Origin of the sequence: Mycetocola reblochoni REB411 (assembly GCF_900163835.1) — a bacterium.
Lineage (GTDB): Bacteria > Actinomycetota > Actinomycetes > Actinomycetales > Microbacteriaceae > Mycetocola_B > Mycetocola_B reblochoni.
In genome coordinates this window covers 149930-173692 of the sequence record NZ_FUKR01000036.1, presented here as the reverse complement: position 1 = coordinate 173692, position 23763 = coordinate 149930, and the positions used below count along the sequence as shown (strand labels likewise).

The following is a 23763-nucleotide window of genomic DNA, read 5'->3' as shown; positions in this document are numbered from 1 at the left end:
GGCCGCACCTAGACTGTCGCCGTGACTGAAAACCCGAGCCCCTCGCCAGCCGACCGTCCCTGGCTCGCCAGCTACGCCGACCGCGTTCCGCTCGAGCTCGGCCCCGTGACCGGCTCCCTGCTCACCATCGTCCAGAACACGGCGGCGGCGCACCCCGAGTCCGTCGCGCTCGACTTCTTCGGCAGGGAGACCCGCTACCGGGAGCTGACCGAGCAGATCGACCGTGCGGCCGAGGGGCTGCGCCGGCTCGGCGTCACGGCGGGGGACGTCGTCGCGATCGTGCTGCCCAACTGCCCGCAGCACATCGTCGCCTTCTACGCGGTGCTCCGCCTGGGCGCCGTCGTCGTCGAGCACAACCCGCTGTACACGCCGCGGGAGCTCCGTCACCAGTTCGAGGACCACGGAGCCACCGTCGCGATCGTGTGGAACAACGTCGTCTCGACGGTGCAGGAGTTCCCCTCCGACCTCGCCGTCGAGCACCTCGTCTCCGTCGACCTCGTCCCCGCCCTGCCGCTGCGCATGCGCGCCGCCCTCCGCCTGCCTGTCCGCCGGGCCCGCGAGGGGCGCGCCGCGCTCACCACGCCCGTGTCCGGCACGCTGACGTGGGAGCGCCTGCTGTCGTCGGGGGCCATCGACCCCGCGCACCCGCTCCCCTCCCGCGACGACGTCGCCGTTCTGCAGTACACCTCGGGGACGACGGGTGCCCCCAAGGGCGCGATCCTCACGCACGCCAACCTGCTGGCCAACGCGGACCAGGCCCAGGCCTGGGTCCCCGACATCTCCCGCGGCGACTGCGTCGTCTACGCCGTGCTGCCGATGTTCCACGCCTACGGGCTGACGCTGTGCCTGACCTTCGCCATGAGCATGGGTGCGCGCCTGGTGCTGTTCCCCAAGTTCGACCCCGAGCTGGTCCTCACCGCGATCCGGTCCCACCCGCCGACGTTCCTGCCGCTCGTGCCTCCCATCGCCGAACGGCTGCTCGCCGCCGCCACGGAGAAGCACGTGTCGCTCGCCGACATCGAGATCGCCATCTCCGGTGCCATGCCACTGCGAGAGAGCCTGGTCACGCCGTGGGAGGAGGCGACGGGCGGCTACCTCGTCGAGGGCTACGGCCTGAGCGAGTGCTCCCCCGTCCTCATGGCCAACCCGGTCGCTCCGAACCGCAGGGCCGGGACCGTCGGCCTGCCTCTGCCCGGGACCGATCTGCGCATCGCCGTCCCCGAGTCCCCCGAGCGGGTGCTCCCGCTCGGCGAGGAGGGCGAGCTGCAGGCGAGGGGCCCGCAGGTGTTCTCCGGCTACGTCGGCCACCCGGACGAGACCGCGGCGGCGTTCACCGCCGACGGCTGGTTCCGTACCGGCGACATCGCCCGCATCCTCGACGGCGGCTTCGTGACGATCGTCGACCGCATCAAGGAGCTCATCATCACCGGCGGCTTCAACGTTGCCCCGAGCGAGGTCGAGGACGTGCTGAGGTCCCACCCGTCGGTCGACAACGCGGCCGTCGTCGGGCTGCCGAGCGAGCACTCCGGCGAGGACGTCGTCGCCGCCGTCGTCGCCGCCCCCGGTGCGGTCGTCGACGGCGAGGAGCTGCGCGCCTACGTCAGGGAACGCCTCACCCCCTACAAGGTGCCCCGGCGCGTCGTCGTGGTCGACGAGCTCCCGTTGTCGCTGATCGGCAAGGTGCTCCGGCGCCGCGTCAGGGAGCAGCTGCTCGAGCGCTCGTGACGCGGGGAACCGCCCGCCGGCGAGTGGCCGGACGACGCCGACGGCCCTGATCGCGACGGCGGTGACCGTTGCGGTCCTCAGCGCGCAGGTCCTGACCGCGACGACCGGACGCCGCGCGCGGTGGCCGGGCGGACGACACCGACCGCTCGGCTACGCCCCCGCCGGGTCGTCCGCGGGATCCGCGGACGCGGACGGCTCCGCGGACTCCGCTTCATCGTCGCGCCCGTCGCCGGAGAGCCCTTCGGGGCCGACGCTGACGAGCACGGCGAACTGCTCGGCGTCGATGACCCGCACGCCGAGCTGCTCCGCCTTCGCCAGCTTGGACCCCGCGCCGGGACCCGCGGCGACGAAGTCGGTCTTCTTCGACACGCTCGACGCCGCCTTGCCGCCGGCCGAGATGATGGCCTCCTGCGCGCCCTCGCGGGTGAATCCGTCGAGCGACCCGGTCGCGACCACCGTCAGGCCGCTGAGCACCCCTCCCTCGCTGCGCGCGCCGGGACCCGGGTGACCCGGCGTCGCGAAGCGGACGCCCGCGGTGCTCCAGCGGTCGACGATCTCCCTGTGCCAGTCGTGCTCGAACCACTCGAGCACCGAGTCGGCGATCGTGGGACCGACCCCGTCGACGGCCGCGAGCTCCTCACGGTCGGCCGAGCGGATCGCGTCGAGGGAGCCGAAGTACCCCGCCAGCGAGCGAGCCGCGACGGGGCCGACGTGGCGGATGTTCAGCGCCACGAGCAGCCGCCAGAGCTCCGAGGTCTTGGCTGCCTCGATGTTCTCGAGCAGCTTGACGGCGAGCTGGGAGGGGTAGGCCACCGCATGGGTCTTCGTCAGCCCGCGGGCACGGCGCTCAGCGGCGTCCAGGCCGGCAGCCTCCGCCGGGTACTCCCTGACGATGCGCTGGAACGGCATGCGCCTGCGCACCACACCGTCCTCGTCCTCGCGCGGGAGACCCGTCTCGGCGTCAGTGACGATCACCTCGATCGGCAGCAGCTCATCCATGGACAGCTCGAACAGGCGCGCCTCGGTCACCAGCGGAGGGGTGTCGGGGACCTCGGGCTGGGTCAGTGCCGCGGCCGACACCTCGCCCAGTCCCTCGATGTCGAGCGCGCCGCGGGACGCCAGGTGCTCGACCCTTCCGCGCACCTGCGCGGGGCAGCTGCGCGCGTTCGGGCAGCGGAGGTCGATGTCGCCCTCCTTCATCGCCCGCAGGGGCGTGCCGCACTCCGGGCAGTCCTCCGGCATGACGAAAGCGCGCTCCGTGCCCGTGCGCAGCTCCACGACCGGCCCGAGCACCTCGGGGATCACGTCGCCGGCCTTGCGGATGATGATGGTGTCGCCGATCAGCACGCCCTTGGCCTGCACCACCTCGCGATTGTGCAGCGTCGCCTGGCGCACGACGCTTCCGGCCACGCGGACCGGGTCCATCATCGCGAAGGGCGTGGCCCTGCCGGTCCGGCCGACGCCGACCTCGATGTCGCGGAGCACCGTCGTCACCTGCTCCGGCGGGTACTTGTAGGCGATCGCCCAGCGCGGTGCCCTGCTGGTGGCACCGAGTTCCTCGTGCGCCGCCAGCGAGTCGACCTTGATCACGATCCCGTCGATCTCGTGCTCGACGCTGCCTCGCTCGCGACCGTAGCGCTCGATGAACGCGACGACGTCATCGTCCTTCTCGAGGACGGCGGTATGCGTCGAGGTCGGCAGACCCCAGGCGTGCAGCAAGCCGTAGACCTCGGACTGGGTGGCGACGGGCGGGTCGGGCCAGGCTCCGATCCCGTGGACGAGCATCTGCAGCGCCCCCAGCCGGCTGCGCATCTGCTCGAGCTGCGCGGGGGTCTTCGACTCGGCCTTCTGCCGCAGGGACCCGCTCGCCGCGTTGCGCGGGTTGGCGAACACCCGCTCCCCGACGCGCTGCTGCTGCGCGTTCAGCTCGGTGAAGGCGGCAACGGGGAAGAAGATCTCGCCCCTGACCTCGACGAGCTCGGGCAGGCCCTCGCCGTGCAGGACTGCGGGGATCGACGGGATGAGGCGGACGTTCTCGGTGACGTCTTCCCCGACGACGCCGTCGCCGCGCGTCGCCGCGCTCACCAGGACGCCGCGCTCGTAGCGGAGGTTGATCGCGAGCCCGTCGATCTTGAGCTCGCAGAGCCAGCGGAGCGGGCCGCCGACGGCCTCGCGGGTGCGCGCCGCCCAGGCGAGGAACTCCTCGGGGCCGAACACGTTGTCGAGGCTGAGCATCCGCTCGGCGTGGCGAACCGGGGCGAACAGCTGCTGGGCCTGCCCCCCGACGGTCTGAGTGGGGCTGTCCTGACGTCTCAGCAGGGGAAAACGGTCCTCCAGCTCCTCCAGCTCGACGACGAGGGCGTCGTAGTCGGCGTCGGCGACGAGCGAGGAGTCGTGGTTGTAGTAGGCGTCCCTGAGCGACACGATGCGCTCGGTGAGCTCCCCCACCCGCACGTCCGCACGTGCGAGCGCCTCGGGATCCGCCTCGCCGGTGTCGGAGGGAGAGGGCACGGCGGAGGACTCGGTGCGGGATGGCTGCGTCACCCGGACAGTTTAGGCCCGACCACCGACGGTCCCCACCGGCAGGGCGACGGCGACGGCAGCGCCCGTCGAGGATTCGCTCCGCCCACGCCCGCCACGTCGGCGCTGCCCTGGCCCCGCCCCCGTCAGCCCGGACGGCCGGCTCGCCCGCACGCGGGCCAGGAGGCACGCCCCTCACGCGTCGACGGGAACCGCGCTGACCGTCCGTGCGATGGTGAACTGCCCGACGACGCGGGTGCCGTCGTACACGACGGCGGTCTGACCGGGGGCCACCCCGTCCAGCGGCGTCGCCGGCCGCACGATCCACTCGGTGCCCTCCGTCCCGCGCATCAGAACGGCGGTGGCGGGAACGGGGTCGGCGTGAGCCCTGATCTGCACCTCGCAGTCGAAGGTCTCCCCCTCCGACCGCTCGGGGCCGGCCCAGCTCATCCGCGTCCCGGCGATCTCCGCGACCGCGAGCGCCGCCTTCGGCCCGACGACGAGCTGATTCGTCCTCGGCTTCACCTCGAGGACGAAGCGGGGACGGCCATCCGGTGCGGGGACGCCGAGGTTCAGCCCGCGACGCTGGCCGACGGTGTACGCGTGGGCGCCGTCGTGGCTGCCGACCACGGCACCCGAACGATCGACGATCTCGCCCGGCTCCGCGCCGACCCTGTCCGCGAGCCAGCCCCGCGTGTCGCCGTCGGGGATGAAGCAGATGTCGTAGCTGTCCGGCTTGGCCGCGACACTGAGCCCCCGCTCCGCCGCCTCAGCCCTGACCAGGTCCTTGGACGGGGTGTCCCCCAGCGGGAACAGCGTGTGTCGCAGCTGCTCCTCGGTGAGGACGCCGAGGACGTAGGACTGGTCCTTCGCCCAGGCGCTGGCCCTGTGCAGTTCGGGGCGGCCGTCCGCGTCCTCGACGATGGTCGCGTAGTGCCCGGTGCACACGGCGTCGAAGCCGAGAGCGAGCGCCTTCTCCAGCAGGGCGGCGAACTTGATCTTCTCGTTGCACCTCATGCACGGGTTCGGGGTTCGGCCCGCGCTGTACTCGCTGATGAAGTCGTCGACCACGTCGAGCTTGAACCGCTCGGAGAAGTCCCACACGTAGTAGGGGATGCCGATCACGGTGGCGGCGCGTTGGGCGTCCATCGAGTCCTCGATCGTGCAGCACCCTCTGCTGCCGGTTCGAAGAGTGCCGGGCATGCGGCTGAGCGCCAGGTGGACCCCGACCACCTCGTGCCCCGCCTCGACCGCGCGCGCGGCCGCGACGGCGGAGTCGACACCACCGGACATCGCTGCGAGAACCTTCACCCCGGCAGTCTACGTGCCCTCGGCACCCGCGTCGTCCGTCACCCAGCCCGGTGCGGGGCCGCGGCCGGCGACGACCCGGTCGGACAGTCCCGCCGCGACGGCACGAGCGTGGGCTTCGGGCAGCGCGGCGAGAAAGGCGTCGACGTCGGCCTCGCTGCTGGTCCACCCGAGGCTGAGCCGCAGCGCCCCGCGGGTCTCCGACTCGCTCCGCCCCATCGCGCGGAGAACGTGGGACGGCTCGGGCACCCCCGCCTGGCATGCGGAGCCCGTCGAGACCTGCACGCCGGCCATGTCGAGCAGGAAGAGCAGCGAGTCGGCCTCGCAGCCGGGGAAACTCAGATGCGCGATCGCGTCGGAGGCCGTCGCGTCGTGCCCCTCCCCGACCGCACCGTTGACGCGGACGCCCGGCACGAGCCTCCGTGCCCCGGCGATCAGACGGTCCCGGAGGGAACGGAGGCGGGCGGACTCGGACGCGGCATCCCTCGCGGCCGCCTCGGCCGCCGCCGCGAAGGCCGCCGCCGCCGCGACGTCCTGCGTCCCCGAGCGGAGCCGGCGCTGCTGCCCTCCACCGTGGAGCAGTGCCTCGGGCGCGACGTCCCGCGACAGCACGAGCGCCCCGACGCCGACCGGCCCGCCGACCTTGTGCGCGGACACGCTGACCGCGACCAGGCCCGCGCCGTCACGGGAGCCCGTGCGCCGCCGCCGTTCGGCGAAGTCGAGCGCGAGTCCCCCCGCGGCGACCGCGTCCACGTGCAGGGGCACCCCGCGCTGGGCGCACAGTCGGGCGATGGCGTCGATATCGCTCACCGTCCCGACCTCGTTGTTCACCCAGATGACGCTCACCCAGGCGACCCGTCCCGGCTCCGCGCCCAGTGCCCGGGCCACGGCGTCGACGGGAACAGCGCCGTCCCGCGCCAACGGCACGAGAACGGGGCGCGCCCCCGCGCGCTGCGCGAGCCAGTCCACCGTGTCGAGCGTCGCGTGGTGCTCCCCCTCCGGCACGACGACGACGGGTGCGGCGGACACCGCGTTCCGCTGCCAGAAGAACCCCTTGAGCGCGGCGTTGATGGACTCCGTGCCGCCGGAGGTCAGCACGACCTCGATGGGGTCGCAGCCGAGCACGGCCGCGAGGCGTTCCCTGGCCGACTCCAGACGCGTCCTCGCCGCCTGTCCGGCGGCGTGGATCGACGCGGGGTTGCCGGTCAGCTCCCACTCCGCCAGGGCGGCGTCCCTGGCCTCGGGCCGGAGCGGCGTCGTCGCCGCGTGATCGATGTAGACGGACACCCCGGCTCCTGACGCGCTCAGAACAGCAGGTTGGTCAGACGCGCCCTGGCGGAGGCCACCCTCGGGTCGGTCGTTCCCACGACCTGGAAGTAGTCGAGCAGACGCTCCCTGATGGCCGTCCTGCCATCCGGGTCGGCATCCGCGAACAGCGTGAGCAGACGGTCGAACGCGTCCTCGACGTGGCCGCCGGACAGGTCGAGGTCCGCCACCGCAAGCTGCGCGTCGACGTCCGACGGCGCGGCCGCGGCCGCGGAGCGGATGTCGTCGGCTGTCCGCCCCTGCACGCGGCTGAGCAGCTCCACCTGGGCCAGACCGGCGACCGCGTCGGCGTCGCCCGGCTGCTGCGCGATGGCCGTCCGGTACGCGGTCGCCGCGGCGGCATAGTCGCCCCGCGCGATGGCGTCGTAGGCCTCCTGGTGCAGCGGAGGGAGCGGTTCGGGCTCGGGCTCGCTGTCGTCGACCCTGGCGCGTCCGTTCACACCCGACTGGGCGGCGAGCTCCACCAGCTGGCCGAGGACGCCGTCGATCTGCTCCGCCGTCGCCTGGCCCTCGAACAGCGGGACGGGGCGCCCGCCGATGACCGCGACGACGGTCGGAACGCTCTGGGCCTGGAACGCCTGAACGATGCCGGGGCTCTGCTCCGCCTCGACGGTCAGCAGCAGCACACGGCCGTGCAGGCGCTCGACGGCGGCCTCCAGGACGGGACCGAGCTCCACGGAGACGAGGTCCTGCGCCGAGCGGATGAGAACGACGAGGGGCAGCGTCGCCGAGAGCTCGATGAAGCCCTGGAAGGTCTCCTCGGTGACGGGGGCCACGAGCGACGGGACGACAACCTCGGCGCCGGCGCCCTGCCCCGCGGGCGAGGCGGCAGCGGCCGACGTGGCGGGAGCGTTCCCCACCCCGGTGTCGGAGGGGAGGCTGTAGCGGTCGGAACTCATTCGATCTCCTTCGACGACAGGATGTCCTGGCTGAATCCGAGCAGCTGGATCTTCTCCTCGCTGCCCGCGGGCGGAACGTAGAACAGCAGCTGGTCCCCGTACCGGGTCTCGACGCCCGTCGTGGTCTCGTCGACGCCGCTGAGCAGCTGGATGCGCCCCGAGGTCGTCAGCGTCACGCCCTCTTCGGACGGCGTCGCCTTCTGCGTCTCCAGGATGTCGACCGAGACCAGGGCGCCGGAGTTCAGCGTCGCGAACGCCACCGGATCGCTCTCGCCCGCGACGACCTCGCTGGAGAGCTCACCGGTGTCGCCGAGCGACTCCCTCGCCTTCTTCAGGTTCGTCGCGATGCTCTCGCGCAGCGCATCGGACTCCTCGGGGAAGTACTCGGCCCACTCGCTCTTCTCGCCGTTCTCGACGAGGTCGGCGTAGGCGCCGGCCATCGCATTCGGGGCGATCGTGAGGAAGCTCGAGTCCGGGGGCACCAGTGATGCCCCGATCGTCGCCGGCGCCAGCTCGGGGATGCTCGCATCCGGCTCGAGCTTGACGACGCGGCGCACGGTGTAGTTGTCGCGCGGGCTGTTCTGTGTCAGCACGAGGGCGGTCGGGGCGACGGTGGCTTCCTCACCCGCGTTCACGACCGTGAACACGGTCCGCGGCCAGCCGCTGACCGCCTGGGGAAGCGTGAGCTTGACCGGGCTGGCGGGGATCGCCTCCGGGGCCGCGGCCTTGTCCTCGTCGTTGACGTCCCGCTCCTCCTGCTCGGCCAGGATCGTGTAGCTGGCCAGACGGCTCTCCAGCGCGACACCGTCGAAACGGGTCTCGATCAGCGAGCGGTCCAGATCGGCGTCGGCCTGGGTGGCGACGTCGGAGACCTTGACGACGATGCGCTCCAGCTGCGGGCCGGTCAGCGCGGGGGGAGCCGCGTCCTCGAGCGCCTCCTCGATCTGCTCGGCCTCGCCCGTCGCCGTCGGCGTGGGCGCCAGGTCGGGCCAGTACGCCGGGGAGCAGCCGGAGAGCACGATCGCGGTGCCGACGCCGAGCCCGGTGACGGCGACCATCGACCGGGTCCGCGAGCGGCCGCCGAGGCGTCGACGCCCCGACCCGTCCGTGAGCTCCGGGTTGCCGCGCCTCCTCGGCCCCCTCGACCGCTTGTGGTGCACGAACGCGAGAATATAGAGCACGATCCCGACGGCGAGCATCAGCAGACCCCCGGCGATGAGGGGTCCGGCCCACGGCGTCGAGTTGTCGAGGGGCCAGGACAGCTTGACCTCGCCGGGCACCGCCTCGACGCCGTCCGCGGCGATGAGCACCGACTTGTCCTCGTCGACGCTCATCGTGGCCAGAGCCGAGAGGTCGTCGCTCGTCTCCGAGAGCCACAGGTCGGAGCCGCGCGGGTCAGGGTTAGCCTCGGGGTCGACGTCGACACGGTCGACCGGCTCAGCCGTCGCGGAGGTCGTCTGGATGGGGGTGTCGCTGTTCGGGTCAGCCGTGAGGGTGACGCGGTCGTAGCTGGCGCCGGCCTGCCCGAGCCAGGCCATGACGTCGGCCGTCCTGCCGTAGGCCAGGAACACCTCGTCCGCACCCGTCACCGTGAGGCTCTGCTGCCCCTCGTGCGACGTCAGCACGCTGCCGTCGATGACCATGTACGGGTTCTCACCGCTCACGGTCACGTCCGACCGCACCGCCGACGGCCCCAAGAACACGGTCCGTTGAGCCAGACCGGTCAGGATCATCACCGCGGCGATGATGAAGGCCGCAATCGCGTAGACAAAACGCACGTAAAACTCCTCGTTGGGCCCCGACGGCGCGTCCCCGATAGCGATCGGGGGCTGCCAACGCCTGAGACGGGGCGAACACAGACAGTCCAGGTTAGCGGCAGAGCCTGAGAGGCTGCCACCGGGTCACGCCGGGGACGGACCGGACCACACGCTCGGCAGGGGACGTGCGGCCGGGTTCACGACCCGCACGATCTCCTCGAGGACACGGCCGGCCTGCCTCTCCCCCACCCAGAGGTGCTTCGCGCCGTCGATCCCGATGACCTCCGCCCCGGGGATCGCCGCGAAGCGCTCGGCGGCCTCGACGGGCCGCAGATAGTCGTCGTGCTCGGGGACGAGCGCGACGATCCTTCTCGGGTCGTCGGCCCAGGCGGACAGCTCCGCCTCGCTGGTCCTGTGCAGCGGCGGCGACAGCAGGATCGCGCCCTCGACGGGATGCTCCCTCCCGTGTTTGAGTGCGACCTCCGTGCCGAACGACCAGCCGAGCAGCCAGGGGTGGGGCAGCGCGCGGTCCGCCACGAGGTCCATCGCCGCCGCCAAGTCGAGCGCCTCGAGGTCGCCCTCACCGAACGCACCGTCGCTGGTTCCCCGCGGCGATGTCGTCCCCCGCGTGTTGAACCTGAGCACGGCCAGGTCGGCCAGCGCCGGCAGGCGCGCGGCGGCCTTGCGCAGCACGTGAGAGTCCATGAATCCGCCGGCGGTGGGCAGCGGGTGGAGGGTGACCAGCGTCGCGACCGGCTCCCTGTCGAGCGGGAGGGCGAGCTCGCCGACGAGAGTCAGGCCGTCGGCGGTCCGCAGGACGACGTCCTCGCGCCTCGCGGGAAGCACCACATTCGATCGGATCTCCGTGCTCACGGCGCTGTCCTCTCCCACGTATCGGTCACGGTGCCAGCCGACCGGCCATCGGTCAGGTCGACGGCCGACCGGGACGCGCTGCGCTCCATCCTCATGCGATCCGCCAGCAGTGCTCGTGCCAGTGGCGCCGCGCATCCAGATCCGACCGGTCCCCGAGTACCCCGTCGGCACGCCACACGGCCAGGTGAGCGGTCGCGATCGGAATCACCCGGTCGCAGCCAGGGCAGCGGTACGCCTTCAGAGCGCGCGCCGCCGTGATCGGCTGCACGGTCCAGCTGACCCCACGGCGCTGCTCGGTCCGCCGCCATGACGCGTTCAGGCTCTCGAGGCGGTCGCTGTCCGCTGGCTCGTGGAGGCGACGGTGTCGGCGTGGCATCGGGGGTGGTGACGGCGGTCGACGGCGCGGCTCAGTACCAGCCGACGCTCTCCGAGTGGCCCCACGCACCGCAGGGGCTGCCGTAGCGGCCCTCGATGTAGCCGAGCCCCCAGGTGATCTGCGTCGCCGGGTTGGTCGCCCAGTCGGCTCCGGCCGATGCCATCTTGGAACCGGGCAGGGCCTGCGGGATGCCGTAGGCGCCGCTGCCCGCGTTGTGGGCGGAGGCGTTCCAGCCGGACTCCCTGTTCCACAGGGACACCAGGCAGGCGAACTCCGAGTCGCTCCAGCCCTTGGCCACGACCATGTCGTAGGCGATCGCCTGGGCGGTGCCGGGATCGGGCGCGGCCACGGCGGGAGCCGCGGCGACGTCGGTCTCGGCCTCTGCCTCAGCGGCGCCGTCGGCCGCGTCGACGTCGACCTCGACGGCATCCTCCGTCTCCTCGGGCTCGGGCTCAGGCTCGGGGGCCGCGACCGTCTCGAACTCGTCGCGACTGAACGAGGTCTCGTAGTCGCCGGCGAGACGGAGTGACTGCGCATCTCCCCCGGAGGTGTCGCGCATCTGCGGCGCCGCGTAGTAAGGGGAGGCGACCGCCACGGAGGTCGGGTCGACGACCATGGTCAGCACGAATCCGAAGGACGCGACGAACGCCAGAGCGCTGAAGGACGTTCGCCTGACCGACGACGACCCCTGGCGGGGTCGAGCGGAGGGCGCAGGGTTCGGGTTCACTGCCAGATGTTTACTCACGATAGAGCGAGTGTAACGAAACGGTCTCGGCAATGCCAGGAACGACACACGGCCGTCAGCGAACCGCCAGCATCACCGCGACGACGTCGCCGAGGAGCGCGTCGACGTCCGTATCGCGATACCCGCCACGCTGCGGGCGGAAGGCCACCTGGCGGACCTCGGCGACGGTCAGGCCACGTCGGCCCTGGAAGTAGTCGGCAACCGCGGCCGCGAAGGCATCGACGTCCTCGACGCTGTACCCCAGCTTCAGCCGAGCGGCACGGTCGAACCGCTCACCGTCGGGTGCGGAGAGCCGGTCGAGGATCACCTGCGCCGAGTCGCGCGCCTCCCCCAGCCAGGCATCCGGGCCTTCCAGCGCCTGCGCGCCCTCGCGCTCGCGCAGGGCGAAGGCATCCTCCAGCCGCTCCAGCGCCGCGTCGACGTGAGGCACGGAGTACCCCTTCCGTCGCAGCCGGAACGAGGTCGTTCGGATGTCCGCGGAGGTCAGAGGATCGTCGGCGTCGGCGTCGTCACCGTCGAAGGCCGCGCGCGCCGCCGTGAGGAACCGGTCCACCTCGGCCACGCGGTAGCCTCGCGCACCGCGCTTCGACATCGGGAAACTCGGGGTGGTCATGGGTGGGAGAACCTCTCGGGATGCTGCGCGGCGGTCACAGCAGAGTGCTGACGATGAACACGCCGAAGGCCATCGGCGCGGAGGGGAGCATCGAGTCGAGCCGGTCGAGGATGCCGCCGTGACCGGGGAACCACGAGCTCATGTCCTTGATGCCGAGGTCGCGCTTGATCAGCGACTCGCCGAGGTCGCCCATCGTCGCGGTCAGGAGGATCAGCGCGCCGAAGACGACACCGAGCACCCACGACTGGCCGAGCATCAGCACGGACACAAGGATGCCGGCGATCTGCGACGCGACAGCCGCACCGGCGAAACCCTCCCAGGTCTTCTTCGGGCTGATCCGTGGCGCCATCGGGTGACGTCCGAGCAGCACCCCCGCCGCGTAGGCGCCGGTGTCGACGCTCACGACGAGGATGATGAACGCGAGCACCCACCACTGCCCGCCGTCCTGCGCAAGCAGGGTCATCGCGACGCTGCCGAGAACGGAGATGTAGACCAGGACGAGCACGGTGGCCGTCACATCGGTGAGCCGCGCCGGTCCGGCCTCCGCGCCGAGGCGGGCAGCGAGCACGCGCCAGAGCACGAGGGCGAGGAGCACAACGACCAGCACGCCCCAGCGCCACTCGGGCGCCAGCAGGTAGCCGCTGAGCATCACCAGGACCGAGCCGGTCGCCAGCGGAATGACGTCAATCCGCCTGCCGGCCGTGCGGAAGGCGTTGGCCAGCTCGACGGACGCTGCGGCGATCAACGCGGTCGCGGCGACGAGGAAGATCTCCTTGACGAAGATCAGGCTGAGCAGGACCCCACCCCCGACGAGCAGACCGATGCCGATCGCCGCGATCAGGTTGCGTCCGGCCTTCGCCTCGATCCGCTCGTTGACCTCGTCCAGGTGCTGCCGCGTCGCCTGCACCTGCCGCTCGATGTCCTCACGTGTCGAGTTGAACTGCGCACGCAGCTCGGAGCCGCGATCGCGGTCGCCCGAGGGCGACCCGCTCTCCTCGTGGAGTTTCACCACCGCTCACCGCCCCTCGACCGCGACACGACACACACCAACGCCGGCTCAGACCTCGAGCAGCTCGGCTTCCTTGCGCTTGAGGGCCTCGTCAACGGCCTCGATGTACTTCTTGGTCAGGGACTCGAGCTCCTTCTCGGCACGTGCGACCTCGTCGTCGCCGACCTCGGTCTTCAGCGCCTCGAGATCGTCCTTGCCCTTGCGGCGCAGGTTGCGGATCACCACGCGCGCATCCTCGGCCTTGCTCTTGACCATCTTCACGTACTCGCGACGCCGCTCCTCGGTGAGCTCCGGCATCGTGGCCCTGATGATCGTCCCGTCGTTCGAGGGGTTCACGCCCAGGTTCGGTGAGTCGCGGATGGCCTGCTCGATGTCACGGAGCGCCGACTTGTCGTACGGGGAGATCACGATCGTCCGTGCCTCCTGGTTCTGCAGCGCAGCGAGCTGAGCCAGCGGCGTCGGCGTGCCGTAGTAGTCGACCAGGATCTTCTGGAAGAGCTGGGGGTTCGCGCGGCCCGTCCGAACGGTCGCGAAGTCGTCCTTCGCGACCTCGACGGCCTTGCTCATGCGGGATCCGGTCTCAGTCAGCACGTCCGCGGTCACGGGGACTCCTTTGCGTTGCGTTGGTGTTCTGTCTCAGTCTAGCCGGGCGGATCGGGCCTCCGACCACGCGGCACCCCGGCTCAGGAGGCGTTGCTCACAACGGTGCCCATGTCGGCCCCGAGCAGTGCGGCGGTGACGTTGCCCGCGGGCTCCATGCCGAATACCTGCATCGGCATGTTGTTGTCCATGCAGAGGCTGAACGCCGTCGAGTCGACGACCTTCAAGCCCCGCTGCAGGGCGTCCTGATAGGTGATGTGGTCGATCTTGACCGCGGTCGGGTCGACGCGCGGGTCCGCGGAGTACACCCCGTCGACACCGTTCTTGGCCACGAGCACGACATCGGCGTCGATTTCGAGCGCCCGCTGCGCCGCGACCGTGTCCGTCGAGAAGTAGGGCAGTCCCGCGCCGGCGCCGAAGATGACGACCCGACCCTTCTCCATGTGGCGCTCCGCGCGTCGAGGGATGTACTGCTCGGCGACCTGCGTCATCTCGATCGCCGACTGCACGCGGGTCTCGGCGCCGGCCTGCTCGAGGAAGTCCTGCAGAGCGAGAGAGTTCATCACGGTGCCGAGCATGCCCATGTAGTCCGCGCGCCCACGGTCCATGCCGCGGAGCGACAGCTCGGCACCGCGGAAGAAGTTGCCGCCACCGACGACGATCGCGATCTCGACCGTCTTGGCCGCCTCGGCGATCTCCCTGGCGATCGCGCTGACCACATCGGGGTTGACCCCGAGGGAGCCGCCGCCGAACGCCTCGCCGGAGAGCTTCAGGAGAACACGGCGGGGCTTGGGGGTGGAAGTCATGGGGCGGGTCTCCTCTGATTCGGTGGTTCTGGCTCGTCTGGGGTAAAGCTAGCGCGCCGCGGTGGGCACGGAAAAGGGTCCGGGTCGCACGCGACCCGGACCCTGTTGCCGACTAGGCGCCGACCTTGAAGCGGGCGAACCCGGTCACGGTCAGACCGGCGTCGGCGAGGACCGACTTGACCTGGACCTTGCTGTCGCGGGCGTAGGCCTGCTCGACGAGCGCAACCTGCTTGAAGAACGCGGTGAGGCGACCCTCGACGATCTTCGGCAGGGCGGCCTCGGGCTTGCCCTCGTTGCGGCTGATCTCGGTGACGAGCTCGCGCTCCTTCTCGACGGCGTCCGCGGGGACCTCATCACGCGTGAGGTACTGCGGGTCGAACATCGCGATGTGCTGTGCGATGGCGCGGGCGGTCTCGGCATCGTCACCCGTGTAGGCGACGACGACACCGATCTGCGGCGGCAGGTCCTTCGAGGTCCGGTGCAGGTAGACGGCGAACTTCTCGCCCTCGAGCACCGCGACGCGGCGGAGCTCGATCTTCTCGCCGATGGTGGCCGCCTGGTCCTCGATGAGGCTGCCGATGGTGCCCTCGCCGAAGGCGGAGGCGACCGCGGCCTCGGCCGAGGTGGCACCGGAGGCCGCGACGGCCTCGAGCACCTTCTCGGAGAGGGCGATGAACTTGTCGTTCTTGGCGACGAAGTCGGTCTCGCAGGCGAGCTCGATCATCGTTGCGCGGCCGTCGCCCTCGGCGACGGCGACGAGGCCCTCGCTCGTCGAGCGGTCGGCACGTTTCGCGTTGCCCTTGGCGCCCTTGAGGCGAAGGATCTCGGTCGCCTTCTCGACGTCGCCGTCGGCCTCGACGAGAGCGTTCTTGGTGTCGGTCATGCCGGTGCCCAGCTGCTCGCGCAGCGCCTTGAGGTCGGCAATGTTGAAGTTAGCCATGACGTGCAGTCTCCTTCGGTGGATTACTCGGCGGCGGACTCGGCGGCGGGCGCCTCAGCGGCGTCGGCCGTCGCGGGGGCCGCGGTCTCCTCGGCGGGAGCCTCGGTCTCGGCAGCAGCCTCGGTCGACGCCGTCTCGGTCTCGGCGGGGGCGTCTGCGTTCAGCAGCTCCTGCTCCCACTCGGCCAGAGGCTCGGCCTGCTCGCCCTCGGCGGGCTTCTGGTGACGCTGGATGAGGCCCTCGGCCGCAGCGTCGGCGACGATACGCGTCAGCAGGCTGACGGAGCGGATCGCGTCGTCGTTGCCCGGGATCGGGTAGGTGACGTCATCGGGGTCGCAGTTGGTGTCGAGGATCGCGACGACGGGGATGCCGAGCTTCTTGGCCTCGTCGATCGCGAGGTGCTCCTTCTTCGTGTCGACGACCCAGAGCGCGCTGGGGGTCTTCGACAGGTTGCGGATTCCACCGAGCGACTTGTGCAGCTTGTCGAGCTCGCGCTTCTTGATGAGGAGCTCCTTCTTGGTGAAGCCCGACTTCGAGGCGTCCTCGAAGTCCAGCTCCTCGAGCTCCTTCATGCGAGCGAGACGCTTGGAGACGGTGTTGAAGTTGGTCAGCAGACCACCGAGCCACCGCTGGTTGACGTAGGGCTGACCGACGCGGGTCGCCTGCTCGGCGATGGACTCCTGCGCCTGCTTCTTCGTTCCGACGAAGAGGACGGTCCCGCCGTGGGCGACCGTCTCCTTGACGAAGTCGTAGGCCGCGTCGATGTACGACAGCGACTTCTGCAGGTCGATGATGTAGATGCCGGAACGCTCGGTGAAGATGAATCGCTTCATCTTGGGGTTCCAGCGGCGGGTCTGGTGCCCGAAGTGCACGCCGCTGTCGAGCAGCTGGCGAACGGTAACGACGGCCATGGTCGTTCTCCTTCTCTGCATCGCACACGGCGATGCCTCACGGTTGATGTCGCGGCGATCGCCGCGGCCCTGGCGCCGGACGCACAGCCACCCCGTTGCGGGGACCGAAGGATGTGTCGTCATATCGACGCGCGAAGTCACCCCACACAGGGGTGCTGGTTCATCGTAGCACCAGACATGCGCGCCCGCGGTCACCTCCGGCACGTCCCGCGAGCGGTCTGGCGACACCGTTCACCGCCGATCCGGCCGCCGCCCGACAACGATCTCAGCAATCCGCCCGGACTCCGCCCGCGCGGCTCAGCTCATGACCGTCGTCGCCGCCCGCGGGGAGCGACATCGAACAGGCGATCGGCGTCCTCCAGATTCGTCCCCTTCGTCTCGGGGACGACCCGGAACACGAAAACGAACGACAGCGCCGCGAACGCGGTGTACAGCCCGTAGGCGAGCGTCAGCGACACCTCCTGCGACAGGAACGGGAACGACACGGACACCGCGAAGTTGGTGAGCCACTGGGCACCGGCGGCGACCCCGAGGGCGCGCGCCCTGATCCGGTTCGGGAAGATCTCACCCAGCAGCACCCACACCAGAGGACCCCAGCTCGCGCCGAAGGCGACAACGAACGCGTTCGCCCCGACGAGTGCGATGGGCGCCCAGGCACCGGTGAGCTCGGGCTCGCCCGCCGCGTTCATCCCCGCCTGGCTGAACGCCAGGGTCATCGCGCCGAGAGACAGGGCCATCCCTGCCGAGCCGACGAGCATCAACGGTCGTCGCCCAACCCGGTCGACCAGCGCGATCGCAATCAGGGTGACGAGCACGTTCGTCACGCTCGTGATCACCGAGATCAGAAGCGAGTTCGACTCGTCGAAGCCGACGGCCTTCCACAGCGTCGTCGAGTAGTAGAAGATCACATTGATGCCGACGAGCTGCTGCAGCATGGACAGGACCACACCGACCCACACCACGGGGAGCAGCCCGAGCAGGGGCCCCCGGAGTGACGCGGTCCGCTTGTTTCTGCGGTCCTCCTCGACCGTCTCGATGGCCTCGGTCATCGCCGTCTCCACCTGCCCCTCGGGCATGAGGGTGGCCAGCACCCCCCTCGCCTCGGGGTTCCTCCCCCTCAGCACGAGGAAGCGGGGTGACTCCGGCATCGTCAGCGCGAGCGCACCGTAGACGAGCGCGGGGACCACCCCGACGAGGAACATCCACCGCCAGGCGGGCATGCCGAACCAGAGCGTCTCCCCCGCACCCCCGGCGGTCTGGGCGAGCACAGCGTCGCTGAGCAGGGCGGTGAAGATTCCGAGTGTGATGGCCAGCTGCTGCAGCGAGCCGAGCCGTCCGCGGGCGTTACTCGGCGCGACCTCGGCGATGTACGCCGGGGCGATGACCGAGGCGATGCCGATGCCGAGACCGCCGATGACCCGCCACACCACGAGATCCCAGACGGCGAAGGCCAGCCCCGCACCGAGGGAGCTCGCGAAGAACAGCACGGCGCCGAGGAGCATCACGGGAACGCGACCCCAGCGGTCGGCGAGACGCCCGGCCAGGTAGGCGCCGACGGCGCACCCGAGCAGGGCCGACGCGACGGCGAATCCGGTCGCCGTCGCCGCGAGCGAGAAGTCCGCCTCGATGGCATCGACCGCACCGTTGACGACGGACGAGTCGAAGCCGAACAGGAATCCGCCGACGGCGGCGGCCGCGGCGAGCGCGTTGACACGCCGCCCGAGTCGGCGGCTCTCGTCTCCCTGCGCGGTGGTCGGACCGGTCATGCTTCCCCCTCGTTCCCGTGAACGCGCGTCGTCGCCCGGTCCGCGCTCTCTCCGCATCGCAGCGGTCAGAGCGGGGAGGCCGGTCGAGCGCACCTCTGCACCCTCGCCCCTGCACAACCCGGCGGACACGCCGCCGGTTCGTCGGAACACGGTCGCCCTCCCGGCCGCACCCCATCGTAGAGATGCTGCCGTGATGACCAGGAGAGTCTATCCCCGCCACGGAGGTGTGCGACCGTCGGATCGCACGGAGGCTGAACCCGCGTCGCCCGGGGGCCGGGGCGGCCCCGGCGATGCGCCGGCGCATCGACCGCGACGTCCTCGTAGGGACGCCACGTTGCGTCTCGTCGCCGGCCTCCTCGCACTGACGGTCGGCACCGCGAGGAGCGGCGATGCCGGCCTCGCAGCGGCACTCCCGGATCCGCGGCTCTCCGCCGTCACGACGGGATCGCCGTGGGGCGAGGATCGGGGGCCACACCGACGGTTCTCCCACCGTGACGAGCGGACTCCTCCCGACGGGTTCTGGCCGGTGGAGGACGCACGCGTCCTCCGGGCCTTCGATCCGCCTGCGAGCGACTTCGGTCCGGGCCACAGGGGTGTGGACCTCGGCTCGGACGACTCGACGGTGATGGCGATCGCATCAGGGACGGTGTCGTTCGTCGGCTGTGTTGCCGGAACACCGGTGGTCAGCGTCGATCACGGGCACGGCAGGATCAGCTCGTACCTCCCGGTGGACGCGGCCGTTCGTGTCGGCGAGCGACTCGACGGCGGCGAGCGCCTGGGTCGGGTCGTCGGCACGAGTCATCTGCGCGACTCGCCTCCGGGGTGCGACACCGCGCAGCCCTGTGCGGAGGATCGGTGCGCCGATGATGCCGTGCTGCACCTGGGCCTCCGGGTCGACGGCGTCTACCGCGACCCTCTTCTGGTTCTGGAGCCACGTCGGCATGCGCGCCTCCTTCCCTCTGCGGGCGGCTGACGTCACCGGCGCCGCCCCGCCCTTCGACCGGCCCGCCCGGCGGCCAAGGATTGCCCGGCGGAGCCGGCAGCCGCGACGGACGGGGCACACCCGACGAACGGCGGACTCCCGGCGGAGAGTGCCGCACCATGCGGCAGGCGCACCTCCTCCGGTAGACGCGCCGTCTGCGACCGGCGTGGACGGGTCACCGCACACCGGTCAGGCCCGCGGGTGTGCCTGACGATAGCTCGCGGCGAGACGCTCGGCGGACACGTGCGTGTAGATCTGGGTGGTGCCCAGTGAGGAGTGCCCGAGGAACTCCTGCACGTTCCGGAGGTCGGCTCCCCCGTCCAGAAGGTGAGTGGCCGTGCTGTGCCGAAGCGTGTGTGGCCCGGCACCGGCCGGGCCGCCCGCCTCGGGGAAGAGCCCGTTGACGATGCGATACACGGTCCTGGCGTTCACGCGTTCGCCGCGCACACCGAGGACCAACGCGGCCGTTGTCGCCCGGGACGGCCGGTTCCCGAGCAGGGCGGGCCGATCCCGCGTCACGTAGTCGATCGTTGCTGTCCGTGCGGGCACGCCGAACGGGATGACCCGCTCCTTGTCGCCCTTCCCCGTCACCCGGACGGTCAGCTCATCGAGGTTGACCCCGTCGACGTCGAGGGAGACCAGTTCCGACACGCGCATGCCGGTGGCGTACAGCAGTTCGAGGACACACAGGTCGCGCCCGGCACGATGGTCGCCCTGCGCGGACGCGTCCCTGAGCGCGGCAGCCGCATCGGCGATCCGTTCCGAGCGGACGAGGTGCGGCAGGGAGCGCCCCGGGCTGGGGGCCCGGAGACGGGCGGCCGGGTTCGCCGCCGTACGCCCCGTGTCGCGCAGCCACTCGCCGAAGCCGCGCACCGCGGCACGGTGCCGGGCGAGAGTCGCGGGTGCATGCCCCTGTTGGGCGTCGGACCACAGCCAGTCGCGCAGAAGCTCGAGGTCGATCTGGCCGGTGTCGGTCACGTCGCGCGACGAGCAGTATCGGTGCAGCGCCTCGAGATCTGACGCGTATGCGGTCAGGGTCCGCGTCGACAGACGCGACGAGGACAGAACGGCATCGATGTAGCCGTCGATTGCCCTGCCGAGTTCCATAGGCCCCATGCTCCCACGGCCCCGTGGACGATGGCAGCCTCACGCGCCCGAGCTCTGCTTCGGCGCGGTGGGCCACCACCTGCCGTCGGTTTGGGTGAGCACCCCGGCCGATTCGAGTGCGGCCAGCTGACCACGAACCGCCCATCCGTCGCGCTTCCACCCGGAACCGGAATCGGAATCGGAATCGATGATCTCTGTGATCGTCATTCCGGGGTTTCGGGCGATCGACCGGACGAGCGGCTCCTCGACACCGGCGACGACCGGATGTTCTCGGGCGGCCTCGATGGCGCTCGGAGTCGCGTGCCCTGAACGCCGCCGTCCCCGAGCCGCCGGCACCTCGACGTTCCATCCGACGAGTTCGGCGGCCTCGACGGCGCTGGTCACGCAGATCGCGCCGTACTCGCGCAGGAGTCGATGGCAACCCGCCGAGGCCGGAGCGGTGATCGGTCCGGGGACGGCACCGACAGGGCGTCCGATCGTCGCCGCATGGCCTGCGGTGTTGAGCGAACCGGAGCGAGCCCCGGCCTCGATCACGAGCGTCGCATCGGCGAGCGCCGCGATCAGCCTGTTGCGATGGAGGAACCCGTGCGCCCGCGGACGTGTCGCAGGAGGGTGCTCGCTGATCACTGCTCCGGACTCGGCGATCTGCTCGATCAGACGACGGTGCCCGGACGGCGACGCAAGGTCCGCCCCTGAGGCGAGAACCGCGACCGTGGCCGAACCGCTTTCGAGTGCCACACGGTGGGCGACCGCATCGATGCCGTAGGCCGCACCCGAGACGATGACGAGGCCGTCCGCCGCCAGGTCCGCCAGGATGCCACGGGCTGCCGCCTCGCCATAGCCGCTCGCGGCCCGTGCCCCGACGGTCGCCAGCGTTCCCGACGGCGGAACGCGAACCGCGTCCACATCGCCGCGCCCCCACAGCTCTCGAGGCTCCCCCCGGCCCAGGCCACTCAGCCGTTCCGGCCACTCCGGGACCGCAGCCGTGATCATCCAGAGGCCCGAGCGTGTCGCACGCCTGACCGCCTCCGCCGGTGACTGCTCGGCGCACCGTGCGCGCAGCCACCGTGCTGCATCGCGCTGCCGCCCCGCCCCCGCGCCTGCGGGGACCACGGCGTCGAGGAGCGCAGCGGAGTCCCTGGTCAGGGCGTCAAGAAGGAGCACGGGGTCGATGACCGCCCTGATCGCGGCGACGGCCGCGTCATCCGCGCCGCCGAGCAGGCTGACGATCGCGGTCGCGGCGACGTCGTCGACCTCCCCGGCGGTCACCGTGCGCCACGGCACGAGCCGCTGGCTCAGTTCGAGCGCCAGCCCCGCCGTGCCCAGGCACTCGTCGACGCTGCGGCGTTCGACCGAGGGGGCGCCTCCTGTCGCGTGACCCGATCGACGGCGGTCGACTCCGCGCCCGGTGCCCGTCATGCTTCGCCTCGGCGAAAATACAGCGCCTGATCCACGTCGTCCGCTCCGGGCCGGTCCCGGTCCTCCAGGTCGGCGATCGTCCACGCGACCCGGCGTACCCGGTCATACCCGCGCATGCTGAGGATGCCCCTGTCCCATGCCTGGTCGAGGTGCCGACGAGCCGACGGCGGTATCGCGAGGGACGCCGTGCCGAGCTCGGCGCGGGAAAGCGCGGCGTTGGGCTTGCCCGCTCGTTCCACCGCACGACGGCGCGCCCTGTCGACGGCCTCAGCGAGCCGGGCGGTCGTCGCCTGCGAGCCCGGCCGGGTTCGCCGCGGGGCCGCGACCCGCACCCGCACATCGATACGGTCCATGATCGGCCCAGCCAACCGCGAGCGGTACCGCCGGAGAGCATCCGGGCTACAGGTGCACTCGCGTTCGCCCGTTCCCGCGAATCCGCACGGGCAGGGGTTCGAGGCGAGGGTGAGCTGGAATCGCGCGGGGAAGGTGACGTTGCCGCTCGCGCGATGAATCCGGACCTCGCCCGTCTCGATGGGCTGGCGCAGGGCGTTGAGTGTGTGTCGGCTCATCTCGGACACCTCGTCGAGGAAGAGCACGCCGTGACAGGCGAGGGTCACCGCCCCCGGCCTGATGCGACCGCTCCCGCCACCGAGCAGCGCGACGGTCGACGCCGTGTGGTGTGGCGCGACGAACGGCGGGGTTCTCTCCAGTGCGGTCAGCGCGCCCTCCCCCGCGATGGAGCGAATGCAGCTGAGCTCTCTCGCGCTGTGGTCGTCCAGGCGCGGCATGATCCCGGCGAGACGTTCCGCGATCATGCTCTTCCCCGTGCCCGGTGACCCCACCATCGACAGGTGATGCGCTCCCGCTGCGGCGATCTGCGCCGCCCTGATGGCGTCGTCCTGATCGTGGACGTCGGCGAAGTCGGAGCGAACGACCGACGTGGGATGCGGACGCGATGCATCACCGCTCCGACGCGGAGCCCAGCGAGCACCCAGAGCAGGCACCGGCTGGGCCTCCAGCCGTGCGCGCTGATCGTCATCGGCGCAGCCGAGAACCGCCTCCCTGAGCGTGGACACGGGCAGGACCTGCAGGTCGTCTGCGGCGAGCCGAGCCTCGTCGACGTTGTCGGCAGGAACGACGACCGTCGTGAAGCCGGCGTCGCGCGCGGCGATGCACGCCGGAAGGACTCCGGGAACGGAGCGGACGCGGCCGTCGAGCCCCAGCTCGCCGATGTGCACGACACGATCGATCCTCGCCGCGTCGACGACGCCCCCGGCAGCGAGGGCGGCGAGAGCGACCGCCAGATCGAAGCCCGTCCCGTGCTTGGGCAGGTCGGCCGGGGCGAGGTTCACCGTCAACCGTCTGGCAGGCAAGGAGACGCCGGCGTTGGCCGCGGCCTGCCTGACCCTGTCCTCGGCCTCCGCCAGAGCGCGATCGGCGAGGCCGATGATGCTGAACCGCGGCAGTTGCGCACCCAGGTCGGCCTCGACCTCAACGGCCGTTCCCCCGATCCCCACCACCGCGACCGCCCACGTGCGTGCGACGGCCATCAGCCGATCGCCGTCAGGTGCTCGATGCGCCAGGATGCGGGAGTGCCGACGACGGCGACGGCGTCGATCCGGAGCGGGCCATGGCCGGGGTTCTCGCGCCCCCACTGGGCGGCGAGCACCCGCAACCGATGCAGCTTGATCGGTGTGATCGCCTCGAGCGGGTGGCCGAAGCCGGTCCCTCGGCGCGTCTTGACCTCGACGATGGCGGTGCGTCCGCCGAGGGCGGCGACGATGTCCACCTCGCCCGCGGCACCTCGCCAGTTCCGCGCGATGACCGTGTACCCGAGCGACCGAAGGTAGTCAGCCGCGCGGTCCTCTCCCCATCGACCGGTCTCGATCCGTGTCTGCATCCCGCTCCCCCTCCGACACGGCCATCGTCGGCCGTCCCCGGGCGAGCAGGAATGCTCCGCGCGCATCCGGGCACAGCACCGGAGAGCGGATCGCTGTGGAGGAGCCAGGGACCCCCGGCAGCCGTACTCGGGGCCACAGACGGGTCGGCCGGTACCGCACGCCTCGAAACGGCGGGCCCGC

Annotated in this window: 21 protein-coding genes; 2 read left to right on the top strand and 19 right to left on the bottom strand. The window is 71.2% G+C overall.

Features of this window, described 5'->3' with window-relative positions:
* Positions 1-21: 21 nt before the first annotated feature.
* Positions 22-1725 carry a long-chain-fatty-acid--CoA ligase gene (locus tag FM119_RS06760; RefSeq protein WP_087136911.1) on the top strand — a complete coding sequence of 568 codons (1704 nt, stop codon included), beginning with the start codon at positions 22-24 and terminating at the stop codon, positions 1723-1725.
* Between the two features lie 150 nt (positions 1726-1875).
* Here the strand turns inward: FM119_RS06760 and ligA are convergent, their stop codons facing one another.
* From ligA to FM119_RS06685, 15 genes are all read right to left on the bottom strand, one after another.
* Positions 1876-4179, bottom strand: coding sequence for an NAD-dependent DNA ligase LigA (gene ligA, locus FM119_RS06755; RefSeq protein ID WP_087137003.1), 2304 nt, complete (start codon positions 4177-4179; stop codon positions 1876-1878).
* 261 nt (positions 4180-4440) lie between these two features.
* The gene (gene mnmA, locus FM119_RS06750) at positions 4441-5556 is read right to left on the bottom strand and encodes a tRNA 2-thiouridine(34) synthase MnmA (RefSeq protein ID WP_218778732.1); all 1116 of its coding nucleotides are present in this window, start codon (positions 5554-5556) and stop codon (positions 4441-4443) included.
* Between the two features lie 9 nt (positions 5557-5565).
* Positions 5566-6840 carry a cysteine desulfurase family protein gene (locus FM119_RS06745; protein WP_087136910.1) on the bottom strand — a complete coding sequence of 425 codons (1275 nt, stop codon included), beginning with the start codon at positions 6838-6840 and terminating at the stop codon, positions 5566-5568.
* A 17-nt stretch (positions 6841-6857) separates the two neighbouring features.
* A complete protein-coding gene (locus FM119_RS06740) occupies positions 6858-7778 on the bottom strand; it encodes a co-chaperone YbbN (protein WP_087136909.1) in 921 nt (306 codons plus the stop codon).
* The gene (locus FM119_RS06735) at positions 7775-9556 is read right to left on the bottom strand and encodes a DUF8094 domain-containing protein (RefSeq protein WP_087136908.1); all 1782 of its coding nucleotides are present in this window, start codon (positions 9554-9556) and stop codon (positions 7775-7777) included. Before FM119_RS06735 ends, FM119_RS06740 begins: the two co-directional genes overlap by 4 nt.
* A 123-nt stretch (positions 9557-9679) precedes the next feature.
* On the bottom strand, positions 9680-10408 hold the full coding sequence (locus FM119_RS06730; RefSeq protein ID WP_179205246.1) for an alpha/beta hydrolase: 729 nt from the start codon (positions 10406-10408) through the stop codon (positions 9680-9682).
* Between the two features lie 91 nt (positions 10409-10499).
* Complete coding sequence (locus FM119_RS14195; protein ID WP_087136906.1) at positions 10500-10784, bottom strand: hypothetical protein; 285 nt, start codon at positions 10782-10784, stop codon at positions 10500-10502.
* A gap of 31 nt (positions 10785-10815) precedes the next feature.
* Positions 10816-11529, bottom strand: a complete 714-nt coding sequence (locus tag FM119_RS14190; RefSeq protein ID WP_245827330.1) for an aggregation-promoting factor C-terminal-like domain-containing protein — start codon at positions 11527-11529, stop codon at positions 10816-10818.
* A gap of 55 nt (positions 11530-11584) precedes the next feature.
* Positions 11585-12142 carry a DivIVA domain-containing protein gene (locus FM119_RS06715; protein ID WP_087136905.1) on the bottom strand — a complete coding sequence of 186 codons (558 nt, stop codon included), beginning with the start codon at positions 12140-12142 and terminating at the stop codon, positions 11585-11587.
* A 34-nt stretch (positions 12143-12176) separates the two neighbouring features.
* Positions 12177-13154 carry a phosphatidate cytidylyltransferase gene (locus FM119_RS06710; RefSeq protein WP_245827328.1) on the bottom strand — a complete coding sequence of 326 codons (978 nt, stop codon included), beginning with the start codon at positions 13152-13154 and terminating at the stop codon, positions 12177-12179.
* A gap of 45 nt (positions 13155-13199) precedes the next feature.
* Positions 13200-13754, bottom strand: coding sequence for a ribosome recycling factor (gene frr, locus FM119_RS06705; protein ID WP_087136904.1), 555 nt, complete (start codon positions 13752-13754; stop codon positions 13200-13202).
* Positions 13755-13834: 80 nt separating this feature from the next.
* On the bottom strand, positions 13835-14557 hold the full coding sequence (gene pyrH / locus FM119_RS06700; protein WP_087136903.1) for a UMP kinase: 723 nt from the start codon (positions 14555-14557) through the stop codon (positions 13835-13837).
* Positions 14558-14669: 112 nt separating this feature from the next.
* Positions 14670-15497, bottom strand: coding sequence for a translation elongation factor Ts (gene tsf, locus FM119_RS06695; protein WP_087136902.1), 828 nt, complete (start codon positions 15495-15497; stop codon positions 14670-14672).
* 23 nt (positions 15498-15520) lie between these two features.
* Positions 15521-16408: a 30S ribosomal protein S2 gene (gene rpsB, locus FM119_RS06690; RefSeq protein WP_087136901.1), complete on the bottom strand. Its 888-nt coding sequence runs from the start codon at positions 16406-16408 to the stop codon at positions 15521-15523.
* Positions 16409-16710: 302 nt separating this feature from the next.
* Positions 16711-18174, bottom strand: a complete 1464-nt coding sequence (locus FM119_RS06685; RefSeq protein ID WP_087136900.1) for a sugar porter family MFS transporter — start codon at positions 18172-18174, stop codon at positions 16711-16713.
* Between FM119_RS06685 and FM119_RS14385 the strand changes: the two genes are divergently transcribed.
* Positions 18173-19147: a M23 family metallopeptidase gene (locus FM119_RS14385; protein ID WP_143822641.1), complete on the top strand. Its 975-nt coding sequence runs from the start codon at positions 18173-18175 to the stop codon at positions 19145-19147. The two genes, FM119_RS06685 and FM119_RS14385, sit on opposite strands and share 2 nt — an antisense overlap.
* Before the next feature lie 198 nt (positions 19148-19345).
* On the opposite strand, the gene FM119_RS06675 is transcribed toward FM119_RS14385, so the two are convergent.
* The 4 genes from FM119_RS06675 to FM119_RS06660 are packed head-to-tail and all read right to left on the bottom strand — an operon-like array spanning position 19346 to position 23582.
* Positions 19346-20263 carry a tyrosine-type recombinase/integrase gene (locus tag FM119_RS06675; protein ID WP_087136898.1) on the bottom strand — a complete coding sequence of 306 codons (918 nt, stop codon included), beginning with the start codon at positions 20261-20263 and terminating at the stop codon, positions 19346-19348.
* Positions 20264-20302: 39 nt separating this feature from the next.
* A complete protein-coding gene (locus FM119_RS06670; protein WP_087136897.1) occupies positions 20303-21682 on the bottom strand; it encodes a DNA-processing protein DprA in 1380 nt (459 codons plus the stop codon).
* Positions 21679-23232 carry a YifB family Mg chelatase-like AAA ATPase gene (locus tag FM119_RS06665; RefSeq protein ID WP_087136896.1) on the bottom strand — a complete coding sequence of 518 codons (1554 nt, stop codon included), beginning with the start codon at positions 23230-23232 and terminating at the stop codon, positions 21679-21681. Before FM119_RS06665 ends, FM119_RS06670 begins: the two co-directional genes overlap by 4 nt.
* Complete coding sequence (locus FM119_RS06660) at positions 23232-23582, bottom strand: YraN family protein (protein ID WP_087136895.1); 351 nt, start codon at positions 23580-23582, stop codon at positions 23232-23234. The genes FM119_RS06665 and FM119_RS06660 overlap by 1 nt, the downstream gene beginning before the upstream one ends.
* Positions 23583-23763: the final 181 nt, after the last annotated feature.

Bases quoted from the DNA above. Each gene is read 5' to 3' on its own strand.
- FM119_RS06740 (WP_087136909.1), bottom strand. From the start codon at position 7,778: ATGAGTTCCGACCGCTACAGCCTCCCCTCCGACACCGGGGTGGGGAAC.
- FM119_RS14195 (WP_087136906.1), bottom strand. From the start codon at position 10,784: ATGCCACGCCGACACCGTCGCCTCCACGAGCCAGCGGACAGCGACCGC.
- FM119_RS06715 (WP_087136905.1), bottom strand. From the start codon at position 12,142: ATGACCACCCCGAGTTTCCCGATGTCGAAGCGCGGTGCGCGAGGCTAC.
- pyrH (WP_087136903.1), bottom strand. From the start codon at position 14,557: ATGACTTCCACCCCCAAGCCCCGCCGTGTTCTCCTGAAGCTCTCCGGC.
- tsf (WP_087136902.1), bottom strand. From the start codon at position 15,497: ATGGCTAACTTCAACATTGCCGACCTCAAGGCGCTGCGCGAGCAGCTG.
- rpsB (WP_087136901.1), bottom strand. From the start codon at position 16,408: ATGGCCGTCGTTACCGTTCGCCAGCTGCTCGACAGCGGCGTGCACTTC.
- FM119_RS14385 (WP_143822641.1), top strand. From the start codon at position 18,173: ATGCTTCCCCCTCGTTCCCGTGAACGCGCGTCGTCGCCCGGTCCGCGC.
- FM119_RS06685 (WP_087136900.1), bottom strand. From the start codon at position 18,174: ATGACCGGTCCGACCACCGCGCAGGGAGACGAGAGCCGCCGACTCGGG.
- FM119_RS06675 (WP_087136898.1), bottom strand. From the start codon at position 20,263: ATGGAACTCGGCAGGGCAATCGACGGCTACATCGATGCCGTTCTGTCC.
- FM119_RS06670 (WP_087136897.1), bottom strand. From the start codon at position 21,682: ATGACGGGCACCGGGCGCGGAGTCGACCGCCGTCGATCGGGTCACGCG.
- FM119_RS06665 (WP_087136896.1), bottom strand. From the start codon at position 23,232: ATGGCCGTCGCACGCACGTGGGCGGTCGCGGTGGTGGGGATCGGGGGA.
- FM119_RS06660 (WP_087136895.1), bottom strand. From the start codon at position 23,582: ATGCAGACACGGATCGAGACCGGTCGATGGGGAGAGGACCGCGCGGCT.